This is a genomic window from Arthrobacter sp. GmRoot5-12, assembly GCF_059739365.1.
Genome location: NZ_AP046056.1, coordinates 2,563,866 through 2,578,560, shown reverse-complemented (window position 1 = coordinate 2,578,560; position 14,695 = coordinate 2,563,866). Strand labels below are relative to the sequence as shown.

Sequence of the window (14,695 nt, the reverse complement as noted above, 5' to 3'; positions counted from 1 at the left end):
GGTGGAAATCACTGCCCAACACGTCTGGCTGATGATTTCGGCCGCCATGGTACTGCTGATGACCCCTGGGCTCGGCCTCTTCTACGGCGGCATGACCCGCGCCAAGGCCGCGCTGAACATGATCATGATGAGCTTCATCTCCGCCGGGATCGTGGGCGTGGTGTGGGTTCTCTGGGGTTACTCCATGACTACCGGAGACGGCATCCTGGGGCTCTTCGGCAATCCCTTCACGAGTTTCGGCCTGCAGAACCTGATGGGCTCGCCGGACCTCCTCAAGGCCGGTTACAGCGCCACCTTCGCCATCATCACCGTGGCCCTGATCAGCGGCGCCATCGCCGACCGCGCGAAGTTCAGCGCATGGGCACTGTTCGTTCCCGTGTGGATCACCCTGATCTACTGCCCTCTCGCCTACATGATCTGGGGTGGCGGGCTGATGAGTGCAGGCGGGGCCGTCACCGCAATCTTCGGCCAGGTCATCGATTTCGCCGGTGGCGCCGTGGTGGAAATCAGTTCAGGAACTGCCGCGCTGGTGCTGGCCATCATCGTGGGCCAGCGCCACGGCTTCGCTAAGGACCCCAATCACCGCCCCCACAACCTGCCCTTCATCATGCTGGGCGCGGCCATCCTGTGGTTCGGCTGGTTTGGCTTCAATGGCGGCGCCGCAACCAGCGCTGAACAGGCCGGCCTCATCTGGATCAACACGCTGGTGGCCCCCGCCGCGGCCATGCTCACCTGGCTCATCACCGAAAAGATCCGCCACGGGCACCCCACCTCCCTGGGCGCCGCCTCCGGCGTTGTGGCCGGCCTTGTGGCCATCACCCCTTCCTGCGCCAACGTCAGCCCGGTGGCAGCCATCGGCCTGGGCCTGGTGGCGGGAGCGGCATGCTGCGTATTCGTGGACCTCAAGTACCGGTTCGGCCTTGATGACTCCCTGGACGTGGTGGGCGTCCACCTGGGGGCCGGCCTCATTGGCACCCTGTCCCTGGGATTCATCGCCCTCCCCGTGAACGGCCAGGGCGGCGGCCTCTTCTACGGCGGCGGTGTCCAGCAGCTCATCGCCCAGACAGCCGCCGTCGTCATCACCCTGCTGCTGTCCGGACTTGGAACGGCGGTCATTGCGCGGGTCATCAACAAGGCGGTGGGCTTCCGCGTCAGCCACGAGGCCGAGACCGCCGGCGTGGACCTGTCCGAGCACGCCGAGACCGCCTACGCGTTCGGCGAGATCGGAGCAGGCTTCAACCCCCTGCGCCAGGCAGCTGCGCACATCCCAACCGCTGCTGCTCCCGCGGAGCGGCACGCCCGGGAAGACTCCTTCGCGTAGCTTCCACAGCCGCGGCCTAAGGATCTAGTCCGCAAGGATTTTGTAAAGCGCCCGGCGGGTTTCGTCCATCTTCTCGATCGCAGCAGCACGCTGTTCCTGGGTCACGCCGGTGCGGAACTGATGGATGGCGCCCAGGAGCTTGCCGATGCTTTGGTGGAAGTCCCTGTCGGCGCTGTCCGGTTCGGCGTTCCAGGCGTTCTCCATCTCCTCGGCATGCTCTGCCACATAGGCCCTGCCTGCGTCCGTGAGTGCGAACTCGGTCCCGCGGCCTTCACTGAGCGCCTCGATCAGGCCCTCATCCACCAACTGCTGGAGCGTGGGGTAAATGGATCCCGGGCTTGGCCGCCACATTCCGCCGGTCTTTGCGGCGATGGTCTTGATCAGTCCGTAACCATTGGATGGTGCCTCCGCAAGGAGCGAGAGGATGGCTGCACGGACATCGCCCCGGCTTGCCCGCCGGCCGCCCCGCCCGAAACCCGGGCCAAAGCCCGGCCCGAATCCAGGTCCGAAACCAGGTCCAAAACCAGGTCCGAAACCGGGACCAAAGCCCGGACCCCGGTGCCCGTGCGGTCCCCTGTGGCCCCTCCCCCGTTCGAAGCGGCCCTTGCCGAATTCCGGGCCGGGATTCCTGTCATCAAATATGCCTTTCATGGTGGCATGGTCCTTTCGTTTTCAGAAGCTCGCTGTTTTATTCAGCGATAGTTAACGATATGTCGGTAACTATCGCTTGGTCAATGGTTCGGTGTGACCAAATCCTGACCTTCCGCCCCTGTTTCGGCCCTTGGCAGGGGCGTATCCTGTTCCCACCTCACAGGACGAGGGCTGAGGAATGGTGAAGAAGCGGAAGCGCAGGGGCGGTTTTGGCGCGGCCCTGGGACGGGTCCTGGGGTTCCTTGCAGCGAGCGTCATGTGCGGCGTGCTGGCAGCCAGCCTGGTGGTTCCGGCTGTGGCAGCCGCCGGGATGGGCGTCAGTTCCTCCATTGGCTTCTTCGAAAGCCTGCCGGCGGAATTGACGGTGCAGCCGCCCTCGCAGGCTACGAAGGTCCTGACCGCCGATGGGCAACCGATCGCCACGTTTTACACGGAGAACCGTGTGCGGGTACCGCTGGACCAGATGTCGCCCTTCATCAAGACCGGCATTGTCGCCATCGAGGACAGCAGGTTTTACGACCATGCGGGTGTTGATCCGCAGGGGATCCTGCGGGCGATGGTGTCCAACCTGACCAAGGGCGGCGAGCAGGGCGCCTCGACCATCACCCAGCAGTACGTCACCAACGTCCTGAACGAGGCACAGCTCTCACAGGACAGGCCGGACGCGGTGGTGCTGAACGGGCAGAAGACCCTTGGCGACAAACTGCGGGAAATGAAGCTCGCCATCACGCTGGAGAAGAAGTACACCAAGGACCAGATCCTTGAGGGTTACCTCAACATCGTGTTCTTCAGCAGCAACGCCTACGGAATTGAAGCCGCGGCACGCTACTTCTTCAGCACCAGCGCGAAAGACCTCACCCTTCCCCAGGCAGCCTTGCTGGCCGGGCTGGTCAACAGCCCAACCCTGTACAACCCGGCCACCAACCCGGACAAGTCCATTGTGCGCCGCAACCAGGTCCTGTCCGAGATGCTGCGCCTGCGCAAGATCACCCAGGCCCAGCATGACGAGGCCGTGGCCGCTCCGATTGAATTGAAGATCACGCCCCAGCAGCAGGGTTGCGCCAATGCGGCCATCGCGCCGTACTTCTGCGATTACATCTCGCACCTGATCCTCAACAATCCCGCCTACGGCCCGACGGAACCTGAACGGGAACGAAGGCTGTACCGGGGTGGGCTCACTATCGTCACCACCCTGGACAGCAGGCTTCAGGCCGCCGCACAGGCCCAGGTTGACGGCACCGCAGGCGCAAATCCTGACCGGTGGGCAGCTTCGCTGGTAATCATCCAGCCCGGCAGCGGCAAGATCCTGGCGATGGCCCAAAACACGGTGTTCCTTCCGCAACCCGGCAAGTTCGACACCAACCTCAACTTCAACGTGGATGCCAAGGACGCCCAGGGCAACGACCTGAACGGCGCCGGAGGTTTCCAGCCCGGGTCCACCATGAAGCCCTTCACCTTTGCGGAGTGGCTGAACGAGGGAAAGTCGATCACCGCCGAAGTGGACGCCTCACGCCGCGTCTATCCCCTGGGGTTCCCGTGGAAGGACAGCTGCGGAAAGGTGCTGGGAGCCTACAGCACCGCGCAGGCAAACCCCGCCCTTGGTGCTGCCGACGACCTGCAGAATGCCGAGGACGGCTTCTACCGGCCGATGCCCGTCAACTACGGCCTGTACAACTCGATCAATACCGCCACCTTCGCCGCGGCGGCGCAGCTGGACTTCTGCGGCATCCAGAAGATGGTGGATGCCGTCGGGCTGCACAGTGGCCTCGACAGCACCCCGGTCAACATGCACCAGCTGGGCAACCTGCTGGGCGGAACCGGCGTTGCCCCCCTTACCCTTGCCAATGCCTTTGCCACTTTCGCCACGGACGGCCGCTTCTGCGCACCCATTGGACTGGTTGATGTCACGGATGCAGCCGGGGCGAAGCTGCCCGCCCAGGCCCCGGACTGCCACGATGCCGTCAAACCGGACGTAGCCCGCGGCGTCAACTCGGTACTGCAGGATGTCCTGAAGAAGGGCTCCGGTGTCTGGATCAACCCGAAGGTCCAGGACAAGGTCCCCACCGCAGCCAAGACCGGGACCTCGAACAACAACGGTTCCACCTGGGTGGTGGGATACACCACCGGCATGGTCACCGCTTCCTTCTTCGGGGATGCCCTGGAAGGCCAAAAGCGGCCAGGACAAAACGTGACCATCAACGGCACCTTCTACCCCCGGCTGGACGGATACATGATCGCCGGTCCACAGTGGGCCAACTACATGCTCAAGGTGGCGCCGCTTTATCCCGCAACCCCGTTCGCGCCGCCTCCCGCTTCGATGATTGGTCCCAGCCCCACCCCGAAGCCGTAGGCCCTGGCTTCAGCGGAGCGGCAGACCTCAGGGTCCGACAGCGACAGCCAGCCAAAAGCCCTATGTGGAAAACCAGCTGACCGCCGTTAACTGTCCCCACATCTGCCAGCCAGGTCCATGAGCAGTGGAACCCTTATTCCTGGCCCGTCCCCTTCCACAACCGCTTCCACCAGGAACGCTGGGGCTCCGGTTCGGCAGGAACTTCCACACTCCGCGCCGCACGCCGGCTGCGCCAGCGCTCCACTTCCTCCTCCACGTCACGGGTCTTGGTGACCACCGGCGGCCCGCCCTGCAGCTGGCGGCGGGCATCGATCACGCGCCGGTTGAAATCCTGAAGGAGGTCCCGGACCTGCTGCTCGGTGTACTGGGTATCCAGCTTGGCTTCGAGCTCAGCGTCCTCGGCGCGGAGCAGGATGGCAGCCGGGCCCAGGCCGCTGATATGTTCCCGCTGGATCAGCCCCTTGACCCACCAGTCGGGATCGTACGAGTCCCCCAGGCCGGGGATCGGTTTGCCCGCGTACTTGAGGTTGTCGAACTTGCCCTGTGCCATGGCGTCCCGGACCAGGTACTCGGCGCGGGCGGCATCACTGACTTTCCTCCGCTTCTCACGCTCCCTCTCGTCGAGGGCGTCCAGCGCGGCTTCCTCCTCGGCACTGATGCCGGCGCCGCGGAATGAACGGAGCTCCACTGCCCTCTCCAGGCGCTTCCGGAAATCCCCTGTCCCGCCGCTCATTGCTGCCACCGCCTTCCCTCGGCCTGAACCACCTTCCAGTATTTCAACGGGCGGCTTCCTTGTTCAACGGCAAAGGTGGGCGGACGACGGCGGGACGTCCCGCCGTCGTCCGCCCACCAGATGCTGTGGCGGGAGTTCGTCGTGGCAACCGTGCAGTCAGGCGTGGGCGTGCTCGGCGAGGATGCCGTCGATCTGGCCCACGGCTCCCTTCAGGCCCTCCTCCATGCCCATGGCCACCATCTGCTCCAACTGCTCCTCGGATTCAAAGGACGATTGGATGGTCATGCGGGTACGCTCCCCCAGCGGCTCCAACGTGACCGTGGCGTGGGTGACGCCCAGGTCGCCGGTGGGATTGCCGTCGTCGTCCGCGAACCCGTCGTCGAACTGCAGCGTCCGCGGGGCATCAATCGCTGTGAATTCCCACCAGCCGTGGGCCTTCTCCCCCTCCGGGCCGGTCATGTAGTAGTTGGCACGGCCGCCGGGGACGAATTCCAGTTTGTGGAATGTGGCCGGCCAAGTGGGTGGGCCCCACCAGCGCTCCAGCTGGCGGGGGTCCTCCCACAGCTGCCACACACGATCGACGCCGGCGTCGAACTCTGCGACCAGGGTGAGGGTCAGCGCCTCCGGGTTCTTGTCCATAGTGATGACTGCCATGGCAATGCCTTCCTAACCTTCAGCGAGAATGTCTGCCATCCTGGCGGCGCGCTGCCGCCAGATTTGTTCATATTCGTCGAGCAGCTGCCGGGCTTTCCGCAGTCCTTCATGATTGCCCCGCACGATCTGCTCCCTTCCGCGTTTTTCCTTGGTGACCAGGGATGCCCGCGCCAACACCGCCACATGCTTCTGGACGGCCGCAAAACTCATGGCATAAAGCGCCGCCAGGCCGGAAACGGAGTACTCGCCGACAGTCACCCGGCGGACGATGTCCCGCCTGGTGGAATCGGCGAACGCCTGGAAGAGGCGGTCCAGCTCAGTCTCAGTCAGCGTATCTACAACCATTTGGTTGTAGATTAGCCCTCAGTTGGACGTGCGTCAATGGTCCTGCCGTGGGCACCCCGGCCGTGCCGGTATCTTGAAGGCCATGAGCATCTTCCTCGCCGGGGCGGGCCCGGATCCGCTGGCATTCCAGGAGGTCTTCGACCGGTTCGCACTCGACGTCCGGGAACATGCCGGCCGCCGGACTCCCCGCATCGCCGTAGCCGTGCACCAACGCGGCGGCAACCTGCAGGAACTCGTGGCCGCCTGCGCCGAACCCCTCCAGGCCAGGATCGAGTGCGAAATTGCTGCCGTACCGCTTCCAGACGGCAAGCCTGCCGACCCCGGCGCTTTCGCGAAAGTCGATGCGGTCGTGGTGGGCGGCGGTCTCACACCGGCCTATTGGGAGGCCCTGCACCCCGCGGCCGCAACGATACGGCGCCTGGTTGCCGACGGCGCACCCTATCTGGGGTTTTCCGCCGGCGCCATGGTGGCACCCCGGCGGGCGTTGGTTGGCGGATACAAGGTCAACGGAGTGGAAGTTTGCGGCGAAGAGTGCTCGGAGGGCCTGGACTCAGTGGATTTCCGCGAGGGTCTGGGGCTGGCCGGGTTTTCCGTGGATGTCCATGCCGCCCAGGCCGGGACGCTGAGCCGTGCCGTGGGCGCCGTGGCAGCTGGCCTGGTGGAAAGGGCGGTGGCCATTGACGAGCAAACAGCCGTGGTTTTAGCGGCCTTGGGCGACGGGGACTACGACGTCATCGGCAGCGGCCACTGCTGGGACGTTCACCGAAGCGGAGGGACCGCCGTCGTATCCGTAAGATCTGCATACTGACCGGGCCGGGATCAGGTTGGCAACCTGCCGGCTACGAGTCGAAGTGCGTGCGGACGCTGGTGCCGGACAACTGCTCAATCAGTTCCTTGGCAACATCCCGGAGCTTACGGTTGCGGTTGCTTGAGACCTTGGTGAGGATCTCCATCGCCTCTTCCTGCGAGCATCGGTTCTGCGCCATGATCACGCCGCAGGCCAGATTGATGGCGGTCCTGCTCTCAAGGGCGGCTTCCAGGTCGTCGGCCCGGTTTTCGCTCGTGTTGATGCGCACGGAGAGCTGCATGGTGTTGTGGGCGGCACCAGCGAAACCAACTGCCTTATCGTATACATCAGCGGTGAACGCGTGGGGTTTGGCGGCGAAAAAGTTCAACGCCGCCCTTGCATCACCGGTTATCACCAACGGCACGCCAAGGCTGCTGCGCACGCTGTGTTCGGCCAGCTTCTTGTTGAAGTCCGGCCATCTCGGGTCTTCTGCGACGTCGTCAATCATGATCGGAGTCATCTCCCGGAGGGCACGGACGCAAGGCCCGTCGCCCAACAGCTGCTCTATGTGGTCGAGCTCCAGCGCACGGTCGCTGCTGCCGGCTGCAGTGGCAGGACGCCGCCGGACTTTGAGGGTGACAGCACACTCGATCGTGTCGTTCGCAGCTTCGGAGACCGCTGCGGCAGCCATGCCCGACAGCCCGGACAGGAAATCCACAATGCCCTCCGCGCCCACCAGGATTTCCTGCAGCTGACGGACCGACTCGTTATCTGCTGATGTCGACATGCTGCAATCCTACTGTTGCAGCCAAGCGGCGCGTGGAGACGCCAAGTGGTTAACATATGCTGGAGAGATGCCCCAGCACCTGCCCATTGACGAGCTCAGCATTGTGATTGCTCGGATTCAGGGATTGTTGCTGACAGAGGAAAAGGTGGGCACCGCGGTCAGCCTCCTGGCGCGGGCCGCCAAGGAGTCAGTCCCGGGCACCATCGGTGCTGGCGTGTCCCTGCTTGACTCCCGGGGCCGGCGGACCAGCAGCGGCTACACCGACGGGGTGGTGGAACAGGCTGACGCCGAACAGTACCGCCATGGCGAAGGTCCCTGCCTGACAGCCTGGGCGGCAGAGATTCCCGTCCTGGTCCAGGACCTCCACGACGACATGCGGTGGCCGCTATGGCGGGACTCGGTGCGGGAACTGCCCATCCGGTCAGTGGTGAGTGCACCGTTGATGGCCGGCAAGGAAGCGATCGGCGCCCTCAAACTGTATGCCGCCACACCGTCCGGCTACGACGAAACCAGCGTGCGGCTGATTCAACTGTTCGCCGGGCCGGCCGCGACCCTTCTGTCGCACGTCCAAGGAAGCGAAGCTCCGCGCAAAATGACGGAAGGGCTGCAGACTTCGCTCCACAGCAGGGATGTCATCAACCGCGCCTGCGGTGTGGTGATGGAACGCCTGGGCACGACGCACAAGGCGGCGCTGCAACAGCTGATGAACCAGGCGCGGAACGAGCGCACCACCCTGCTGAACATCAGCGAATCCATTCTGGCCGGGACGCCGGCGTCCGGGATTTAGGCAGCGCGGATGGGTTTCGATCCACACGAACCGGAACAAAGGCGCCGGCTCCGTGCAGCCCTCAGGGCAGCGGATATCTCCGTGTCGGAGCTGTGGTTGAAGTACTTTGGCATGTCCGGAGACGCAGGCGAATATGAGGTGGAGGCCTACCTGCAGGGCCTTCTCTCGCTGCCGCCGATCCAGCGCGACCTGCTGGCGCTTGCGGCGAACGAGTTGATTGACGAGCGGCCGCGGCCGCGTGCGCCCTACTCCAATGACTTCACATCCAGGCCGGAGGCCGCGGAAGAGGATGCGGATGGGGATGCGGAAGGGGATGACGACGGCGGCAGCGAACCAGGCGCCGCCGCGCCAAGCTCCTGAAGCAGCATCAGTGAGACGGGCATCAAACCCTGTTCGGAATCCCCTTTACAGGCGTAGTGTCGAATAAAGGATCACTGGCGCAACTAGGGATTGAGGCCTTATGGCCAACAACGATGCAGTCACCACCGCAGACCAGTATCAGGATTTATTGCTCAACACCCCGGAATTTTCGCAGTTCCTCCTGGGCCTTGCGACCATATCCGCGTCGCAGCTGGGGGGAGACGGGACGCCGGTGGCATGTACGGTCACCGTGGAGCGCGACGGCGCCCTGTCCACGTTTGCCTACAGCAGCGAAGAGGGCCGCCGGCTGGACGAGACCCAGTACGCCTTTGGCATAGGCCCATGCCTCGCCGCGCTCAGGGAGCAGCGCAGCGTATTGATCGACGACCTGCAGCTTGACCAGAGGTGGGCACCGTACACCTATGCCGTTGCAAAGCTGGGTGTGCGCTCGGTTTTGGAGGTACCCATCCGCACGGAGCCCCTTTCCCAAGCGGCCCTCAATTGCTACGCGCATGCTGTCCATGCCTTCGACCCCGAGACCGTCAAGCTGGTGGAGGACCAGGCGGCGTCGATGTCCCGCATCCTTCGGCTCGCCCTGCGGCTCCACGCCCCCGAGGTCTTTTCCGAGGACCTGCGGGCCGCACTGAAGTCGCGCGCGGTGGTTGACGCGGCCATTGCGCTGGTTATGCTCCAGGCCCGCGGCGGCCGGGACGGCGCACTGGACCTCCTCCAGGCCGCTGCCGCATCCGGCAACCGCCGGATCCAGGAGATTGCGCGGGAGATCGTGGCGAGGGGCAGCCTTAATGCCGATCCGGGTGGGGGTAAAAGATGAATGCCGAATGGACCGGCGGCCGGACCAGCTGATCGAAGCCGACGAGCAACGGCGTGGAGCAGCACTGCGCTTCCGTAACGCCGGAGTGGACTGTGCGCCCGCTCACAAGTGATGAGAATCACTCGCAATAATAGGGCATTTTGGTTGAGCAGGCACTTTCGTCATGGGCACTATGGAAGGGCAGGGCCGGACACATCGGCCCTTGACATCCTGGTGACGCAACGAGGCCCACCGGTGAGCACCGGCCACCGATCCTCTGAGCGCGGACAGGCCAATTGACCGGACGCAGCGCCGGCTTGATACAGGAAAGTCTGAACAATGACGTTTAATACTGCCGAATCCTTGACCCTGAAGATCTGGGACCGTACCTCACTCCACGAGACCCTCGATTCCGCGGTCAGCGACCTGTCGTCGCGCCACAACACCACCACCTGCCGCATCGATGTCACGTGCAGCGGGCCCAACACCTTCACCCTGAGTGTGCGCGGCGACGAGGCGGCACTGGCCCTCTAGGCACTCCCACCACCAAGGGGCGCGGACGACGCCGGGGAACCACCCGCCGTCGTCCGCGCTTTTTTTGCTGCCCCGCGGGGACGGGGGCCCTGACCGCACAACCTGGCGCAGCCCGCCGCCGCGGAACGGCGTAGCATTCGTGAGGTACGCGCAGCAGGACGGGGAGGAAACATGGATACCCAGCAAAAGCCCGGCCGGTTCAACCTCGGGTCCCTGGCAGTGCCGATCATCCAGGCACCGATGGCAGGCGGGCCCTCCACACCTCAGCTCGCGGCGGCTGCCACTGCCGCCGGCGGCCTCGGCTTCCTCGCGGCCGGATACAAGACCGCCGCGGCGATGCGCTCCGAGATTGAGACGGTGCGCTCACTCACCAGCCGGGCGTTCGGGGTCAACCTGTTCGTTCCCCAGCCGTCGGTCATCAGCCCGGCGTCCCTTCAGCAGTACGCGGCGTCCCTGGCCCCTGACGCCGAGCGCTTCGGTGTCAGCCTGGGCGAGCCACGGCATGACCATGACGACTGGGACAAAAAGCTCGAGGTCCTGCTGGAGCTCGCGCCGGCCGTTGTGTCCTTCACCTTCGACGTTCCCGCTACCGGCGTGGTCCAGGCCCTCCAAAAGCAGGGTGTGTATGTGGTCGCCACGGTGACGGACCGCGGCGAAGCGCTTCAGGCGCTTGAGGCAGGCGCCGACGCCCTGTGCGTCCAGGGCCCGGAAGCCGGCGGCCACCGCGGGACGTTCAAGGCGGATGTTCCGCCTCCCGAGGTGCCCCTGCATGGCATCCTCGAAGAGCTCTCCGACCTTGAGGTGCCGCTCATCGCGGCCGGCGGGATTGCCACGCCCGATGACACGCGGGCTGCCCTCGCCGTGGGTGCCGCGGCGGTCCAGGCCGGAACCGCCTTCCTCCGCGCGGATGAAGCGGGAACCAAGGCGGCGCACCGGGCCGCGTTGTCGTCATCGGAGCGGTTCACCACCACCGCCGTCACCCGCGCCTTCTCGGGCCGCAACGCCCGCGGCCTCTACAACGAATTCATGCGCCGCCACGACCCCGATGCCCCCTACGGCTACCCGGAGATCCACCACCTGACCACTCCCCTGCGGGCAGCGGCTGCAGCCGCCGGCGAGCCGGACTGGCTGAACCTGTGGGCCGGCATCAACTACCGGCATGCCGTGGACGGCCCCGCGGCGGCGATCCTCAAGAGCCTCGCCCCGTAGCGGGTTGATGCTTCTGCCACGGCTGCTGCTTCTGCCACGGACGACGGCGGGCCGGCCCCTTTCGGAGCCGGCCCGCCGCGCGGGGGTGGTGCTTTAGAGGGTGGCGGTGTCGATCACGAAGCGGTAGCGGACGTCCGAGGCAAGGACGCGCTCGTAGGCTTCGTTGATCTTCTCAGCCGGGATGACCTCGACCTCGGCGCCCAGGCCGTGCTCGGCGCAGAAGTTGAGCATCTCCTGGGTCTCGCGGATGCCGCCGATCATGGAACCGGCGAAGGAGCGGCGGCCGCCGATCAGTGCGAACGCATTGACGGGAAGCGGCTCGGCAGGAGCACCAACGTTGACCAGTGCGCCGTCAAGCTTCAGCAGGCCGAGGTAGGAGCTGATGTCGATTGAAGCGCTGACCGTGTTGATGATGAGGTCGAAGGAGCCGGCGAGCACCTCAAACGTGGCGGGATCGCTGGTGGCGAAGTAGCTGTCAGCGCCCAGGCGCAGGCCGTCTTCCTGCTTCTTCAGCGACTGGGACAGGACAGTCACGTCGGCGCCCATGGCGTGGGCGAGCTTGACGGCCATGTGGCCCAGGCCGCCGAGGCCGACGACGGCGACCTTCTTGCCGGGACCGGCGCCCCAGTGCCGCAGCGGTGAGTAGGTGGTGATGCCGGCGCACAGCAGCGGTGCGGCGACATCGAGTTCGATGCCCTCGGGGATGGTCACCACGAAGTCCTCGGTCACCACAACGTGGGTGGAGTAGCCGCCCTGGGTGATGGTGCCGTCGCGGTCAACGGCGCCGTACGTGCCAACGTTGCCCTTGAGGCAGTACTGTTCCTCGCCCTTCTGGCAGTTGGCGCACTCCTTGCAGGAGTTGACCATGCAGCCAACACCAACACGGTCGCCAACGGCATGCTTGGTCACCGCGGAGCCCACCTCGGTAACGATGCCCGCGATTTCGTGGCCGGGAACCAGCGGGTACTGCTGCGGGCCCCAGTCGCCGCGGACAGTGTGGATGTCCGAGTGGCAGATGCCGGCGAACTTGATGTCGATCATGACGTCGTGGGGACCCACCTCGCGGCGCTCAATGGTGGTTGCCACCAGGTCCTCCGTGGCGGACGGGGATGCATAAGCCTTGACGGTAGTCATGGTTCTCCTGTGATCTGTTGGGGGATAACTGAAATGCTACCGGGGTTGTTCGGATCAAACCCCGGAAAAGGTGGGGCCAGAGTGGCCCTGTTGTACCTGGTCTTGGCAGTCCTACCCTCCGCAGCCTGGCCAAGCCGGTGAAACGTCAGGGCCGGAGGAGCACCTTGATGGCGCGGCGTTCGTCCATGGCCTTGTACGCCTCTGCTGCCTGGTCCAAGGGGAGTTCGAGGTCGAACACCTTTCCGGGGTTGATGTCGCCACGGAGGATCAGGTCGATCAGCTCGGGAAGGTACTGTCGGACCGGAGCGGGACCGCCGTGCAGGTGGACGTGCGAGTAGAACAGGTCCCGGCCTGGCAGCGCCACGTCATGGGAGACACCGACGAAGCCCACATGGCCGCCGGCACGGGTGGCGTGGATTGCCTGCAGCATGGATTCCTGCGTGCCAACGGCCTCGATGACCGAGTGTGCGCCGAGCCCGCCCGTGAGTTCCTTGATCTTCTTCACGCCTGCGTCCCCGCGCTCCTCGACGATGTCGGTGGCGCCGAATTCGCGGGCCAGGGCCTGCCGGTCGGCGTGGCGGGACATGGCAATGATGCGTTCGGCGCCCATCTGCTGTGCGGCCAGGATCCCCAAAAGCCCCACGGCGCCGTCGCCCACCACCGCCACGGTTTTGCCTGGTCCCGCTTCGGCCGCCTTGGCGGCAAACCATCCCGTGCCCAGGACATCGGAGGCGGCAAGCAGCGACGGAACCATGCCGGCGTCGGGCATCTCCGGCGTGGCCACCAGGGTGCCGTCCGCCAGCGGGACGCGCAGGTACTCAGCCTGCGCACCGCCCACGCCCTGCCGGTGGACGCAGCCGCTTTGGTAGCCGGAGCGGCAGATCTCACAGGTGTTGTCCGAGGCGAAGAAGGAGCCAACCACGAACTGGCCGGGGCGGACATTCTTCACGTCGGCGCCCACTTCTTCGACGATTCCCACGTATTCGTGGCCCATCGGCATGGGTTTGGCCAGTTTGTCTGCGCCCCGGTAGGGCCAGAGGTCGGACCCGCAGACACAGGCGGCAACGAGTTTGATGACCGCGTCGCTGGGCTGCCTGATGGCGGGTTTGTCACGGTCCTCGACGCGCACGTCTCCGGGGGCGTGCATGATGGCTGCGCGCATGCTGGGTCCTCCAAGGGGTGGAAAGCTGAAAACGGACAATCCCATCAAACCCGGCCCGGGGAATGTTGGCGAGGGCCCTGCTGTAACTGGTTCTGGCAGAACCTCCTTAGGGCGATGCCGATGGTCGTAACGTGGTCCCCATGGATAACCGAGCCGAGGTCCGACAGTTCCTGTCCTCCCGCCGTGGGCGCATCACCCCTGAGCAGGCCGGCATCGAACCGTACGGCGGCCGGCGGCGCGTACCGGGGCTGCGCCGCGAGGAGGTGGCCCGGCTGGCGGGCGTCAGCGTGGACTATTACACCCGGCTGGAACGCGGGAACCTCAGCGGCGTTTCGGACAGTGTCCTGGATGCCATTGCCGGTGCCCTGGAACTGGACCGCGCGGAACACGACCACCTCTACGACCTGGCCCGGGCGGCCAACACGTCGGGCCGGAAGAGGGCTGCGGGCGCAGGCGGTTCCGCGCCCTCGAAAGTCCGGCCCGAGCTGCAGTACCTCCTGGACACCATCACCGGGGCACCTGCGTTCATCGGCAACAACCGGATGGACATCGTGGCCGCCAACACCCTGGGCTACGCCCTCTACTCGGACATGTACCGTGCCCCGTCACGGCCGGCCAACCACTCCCGGTTCATCTTCCTTGACCCCCGGGCCCACAACTTCTACACCGACTGGGACCGGGCCGCCAACACCAATGTGGCCATCCTCCGCCGCGAGGCGGGCCGCAACCCGCATGACAAGGGCATCGCCGAACTCATCGGTGAACTGTCCATGCGGAGTGACGAGTTCCGCACACTCTGGGCAGCGCACAACGTCCGCCGCCACTACGCGGGAACCAAGTTCTTCCAGCACCCCGTGGTGGGCCTCCTGGAACTGAACTACCAGGTCCTGGGCCTGGAAGAGGACCCCGGGCACACGCTCACCGTGTATCCCGCCACTCCCGGCAGCCCCTCCGAGGAAGCACTCAGGCTCCTGGCCTCCTGGGCCGTCACAGAGAAGATCGCGGACATGGCCCAGGGCCAAGTCCGCGCCTAGGCCACAGGGCTTCACCGGCCGCCGCCCTTCGCCCGC

General features: G+C 65.4%; 16 protein-coding genes. 9 read left to right on the top strand and 7 right to left on the bottom strand.

The genetic code is table 11. The features are described 5' to 3' along the window. Nucleotide 1: 1 nt before the first annotated feature. Nucleotides 2–1,321, top strand: coding sequence for an ammonium transporter (locus tag AC6JAM_RS11780; protein ID WP_018770599.1), 1,320 nt, complete (start codon nucleotides 2–4; stop codon nucleotides 1,319–1,321). A gap of 24 nt (nucleotides 1,322–1,345) precedes the next feature. Here the strand turns inward: AC6JAM_RS11780 and AC6JAM_RS11775 are convergent, their stop codons facing one another. After that, nucleotides 1,346–1,972, bottom strand: a complete 627-nt coding sequence (locus AC6JAM_RS11775) for a PadR family transcriptional regulator (RefSeq protein WP_018770600.1) — start codon at nucleotides 1,970–1,972, stop codon at nucleotides 1,346–1,348. A gap of 178 nt (nucleotides 1,973–2,150) precedes the next feature. Between AC6JAM_RS11775 and AC6JAM_RS11770 the strand changes: the two genes are divergently transcribed. Then, nucleotides 2,151–4,322, top strand: coding sequence for a transglycosylase domain-containing protein (locus AC6JAM_RS11770; protein WP_497934720.1), 2,172 nt, complete (start codon nucleotides 2,151–2,153; stop codon nucleotides 4,320–4,322). A 133-nt stretch (nucleotides 4,323–4,455) separates the two neighbouring features. Here AC6JAM_RS11770 and AC6JAM_RS11765 read toward each other — a convergent pair whose 3' ends face one another. The 3 genes from AC6JAM_RS11765 to AC6JAM_RS11755 form a co-directional block, all read right to left on the bottom strand. After that, nucleotides 4,456–5,055, bottom strand: coding sequence for a DnaJ family domain-containing protein (locus AC6JAM_RS11765; RefSeq protein WP_497934719.1), 600 nt, complete (start codon nucleotides 5,053–5,055; stop codon nucleotides 4,456–4,458). Nucleotides 5,056–5,211: 156 nt separating this feature from the next. Then, complete coding sequence (locus AC6JAM_RS11760; RefSeq protein WP_223992689.1) at nucleotides 5,212–5,709, bottom strand: SRPBCC family protein; 498 nt, start codon at nucleotides 5,707–5,709, stop codon at nucleotides 5,212–5,214. A gap of 12 nt (nucleotides 5,710–5,721) precedes the next feature. Continuing rightward, on the bottom strand, nucleotides 5,722–6,054 hold the full coding sequence (locus tag AC6JAM_RS11755; protein WP_018770604.1) for an ArsR/SmtB family transcription factor: 333 nt from the start codon (nucleotides 6,052–6,054) through the stop codon (nucleotides 5,722–5,724). Between the two features lie 82 nt (nucleotides 6,055–6,136). Here AC6JAM_RS11755 and AC6JAM_RS11750 point away from each other — a divergent pair, with 82 nt between their 5' ends. Further along, nucleotides 6,137–6,862: a Type 1 glutamine amidotransferase-like domain-containing protein gene (locus AC6JAM_RS11750; RefSeq protein WP_018770605.1), complete on the top strand. Its 726-nt coding sequence runs from the start codon at nucleotides 6,137–6,139 to the stop codon at nucleotides 6,860–6,862. A gap of 31 nt (nucleotides 6,863–6,893) precedes the next feature. Here the strand turns inward: AC6JAM_RS11750 and AC6JAM_RS11745 are convergent, their stop codons facing one another. Beyond that, nucleotides 6,894–7,628, bottom strand: a complete 735-nt coding sequence (locus AC6JAM_RS11745) for a GAF and ANTAR domain-containing protein (RefSeq protein WP_018770606.1) — start codon at nucleotides 7,626–7,628, stop codon at nucleotides 6,894–6,896. 67 nt (nucleotides 7,629–7,695) lie between these two features. Between AC6JAM_RS11745 and AC6JAM_RS11740 the strand changes: the two genes are divergently transcribed. The 5 genes from AC6JAM_RS11740 (at nucleotide 7,696) to AC6JAM_RS11720 (ending at nucleotide 11,329) form a co-directional block, all read left to right on the top strand. Next, nucleotides 7,696–8,415 (top strand): GAF and ANTAR domain-containing protein, encoded by a 720-nt coding sequence (locus AC6JAM_RS11740; RefSeq protein WP_223992695.1) that lies wholly within the window; start codon nucleotides 7,696–7,698, stop codon nucleotides 8,413–8,415. 9 nt (nucleotides 8,416–8,424) lie between these two features. After that, nucleotides 8,425–8,775 (top strand): hypothetical protein, encoded by a 351-nt coding sequence (locus AC6JAM_RS11735; RefSeq protein ID WP_134165464.1) that lies wholly within the window; start codon nucleotides 8,425–8,427, stop codon nucleotides 8,773–8,775. A 100-nt stretch (nucleotides 8,776–8,875) separates the two neighbouring features. Beyond that, nucleotides 8,876–9,607, top strand: a complete 732-nt coding sequence (locus AC6JAM_RS11730) for a GAF and ANTAR domain-containing protein (protein ID WP_497934718.1) — start codon at nucleotides 8,876–8,878, stop codon at nucleotides 9,605–9,607. Between the two features lie 318 nt (nucleotides 9,608–9,925). Next, complete coding sequence (locus tag AC6JAM_RS11725; RefSeq protein ID WP_497934717.1) at nucleotides 9,926–10,120, top strand: hypothetical protein; 195 nt, start codon at nucleotides 9,926–9,928, stop codon at nucleotides 10,118–10,120. A 171-nt stretch (nucleotides 10,121–10,291) separates the two neighbouring features. Continuing rightward, nucleotides 10,292–11,329: a nitronate monooxygenase gene (locus AC6JAM_RS11720; RefSeq protein ID WP_018770611.1), complete on the top strand. Its 1,038-nt coding sequence runs from the start codon at nucleotides 10,292–10,294 to the stop codon at nucleotides 11,327–11,329. A gap of 93 nt (nucleotides 11,330–11,422) precedes the next feature. Here AC6JAM_RS11720 and AC6JAM_RS11715 read toward each other — a convergent pair whose 3' ends face one another. Next, nucleotides 11,423–12,463, bottom strand: coding sequence for an NAD(P)-dependent alcohol dehydrogenase (locus tag AC6JAM_RS11715; RefSeq protein WP_144600240.1), 1,041 nt, complete (start codon nucleotides 12,461–12,463; stop codon nucleotides 11,423–11,425). A gap of 145 nt (nucleotides 12,464–12,608) precedes the next feature. After that, nucleotides 12,609–13,625 carry a zinc-dependent alcohol dehydrogenase family protein gene (locus AC6JAM_RS11710; protein ID WP_018770613.1) on the bottom strand — a complete coding sequence of 339 codons (1,017 nt, stop codon included), beginning with the start codon at nucleotides 13,623–13,625 and terminating at the stop codon, nucleotides 12,609–12,611. 140 nt (nucleotides 13,626–13,765) lie between these two features. Between AC6JAM_RS11710 and AC6JAM_RS11705 the strand changes: the two genes are divergently transcribed. After that, nucleotides 13,766–14,659, top strand: coding sequence for a helix-turn-helix transcriptional regulator (locus AC6JAM_RS11705; protein WP_497934716.1), 894 nt, complete (start codon nucleotides 13,766–13,768; stop codon nucleotides 14,657–14,659). Nucleotides 14,660–14,695 lie beyond the last annotated feature (36 nt).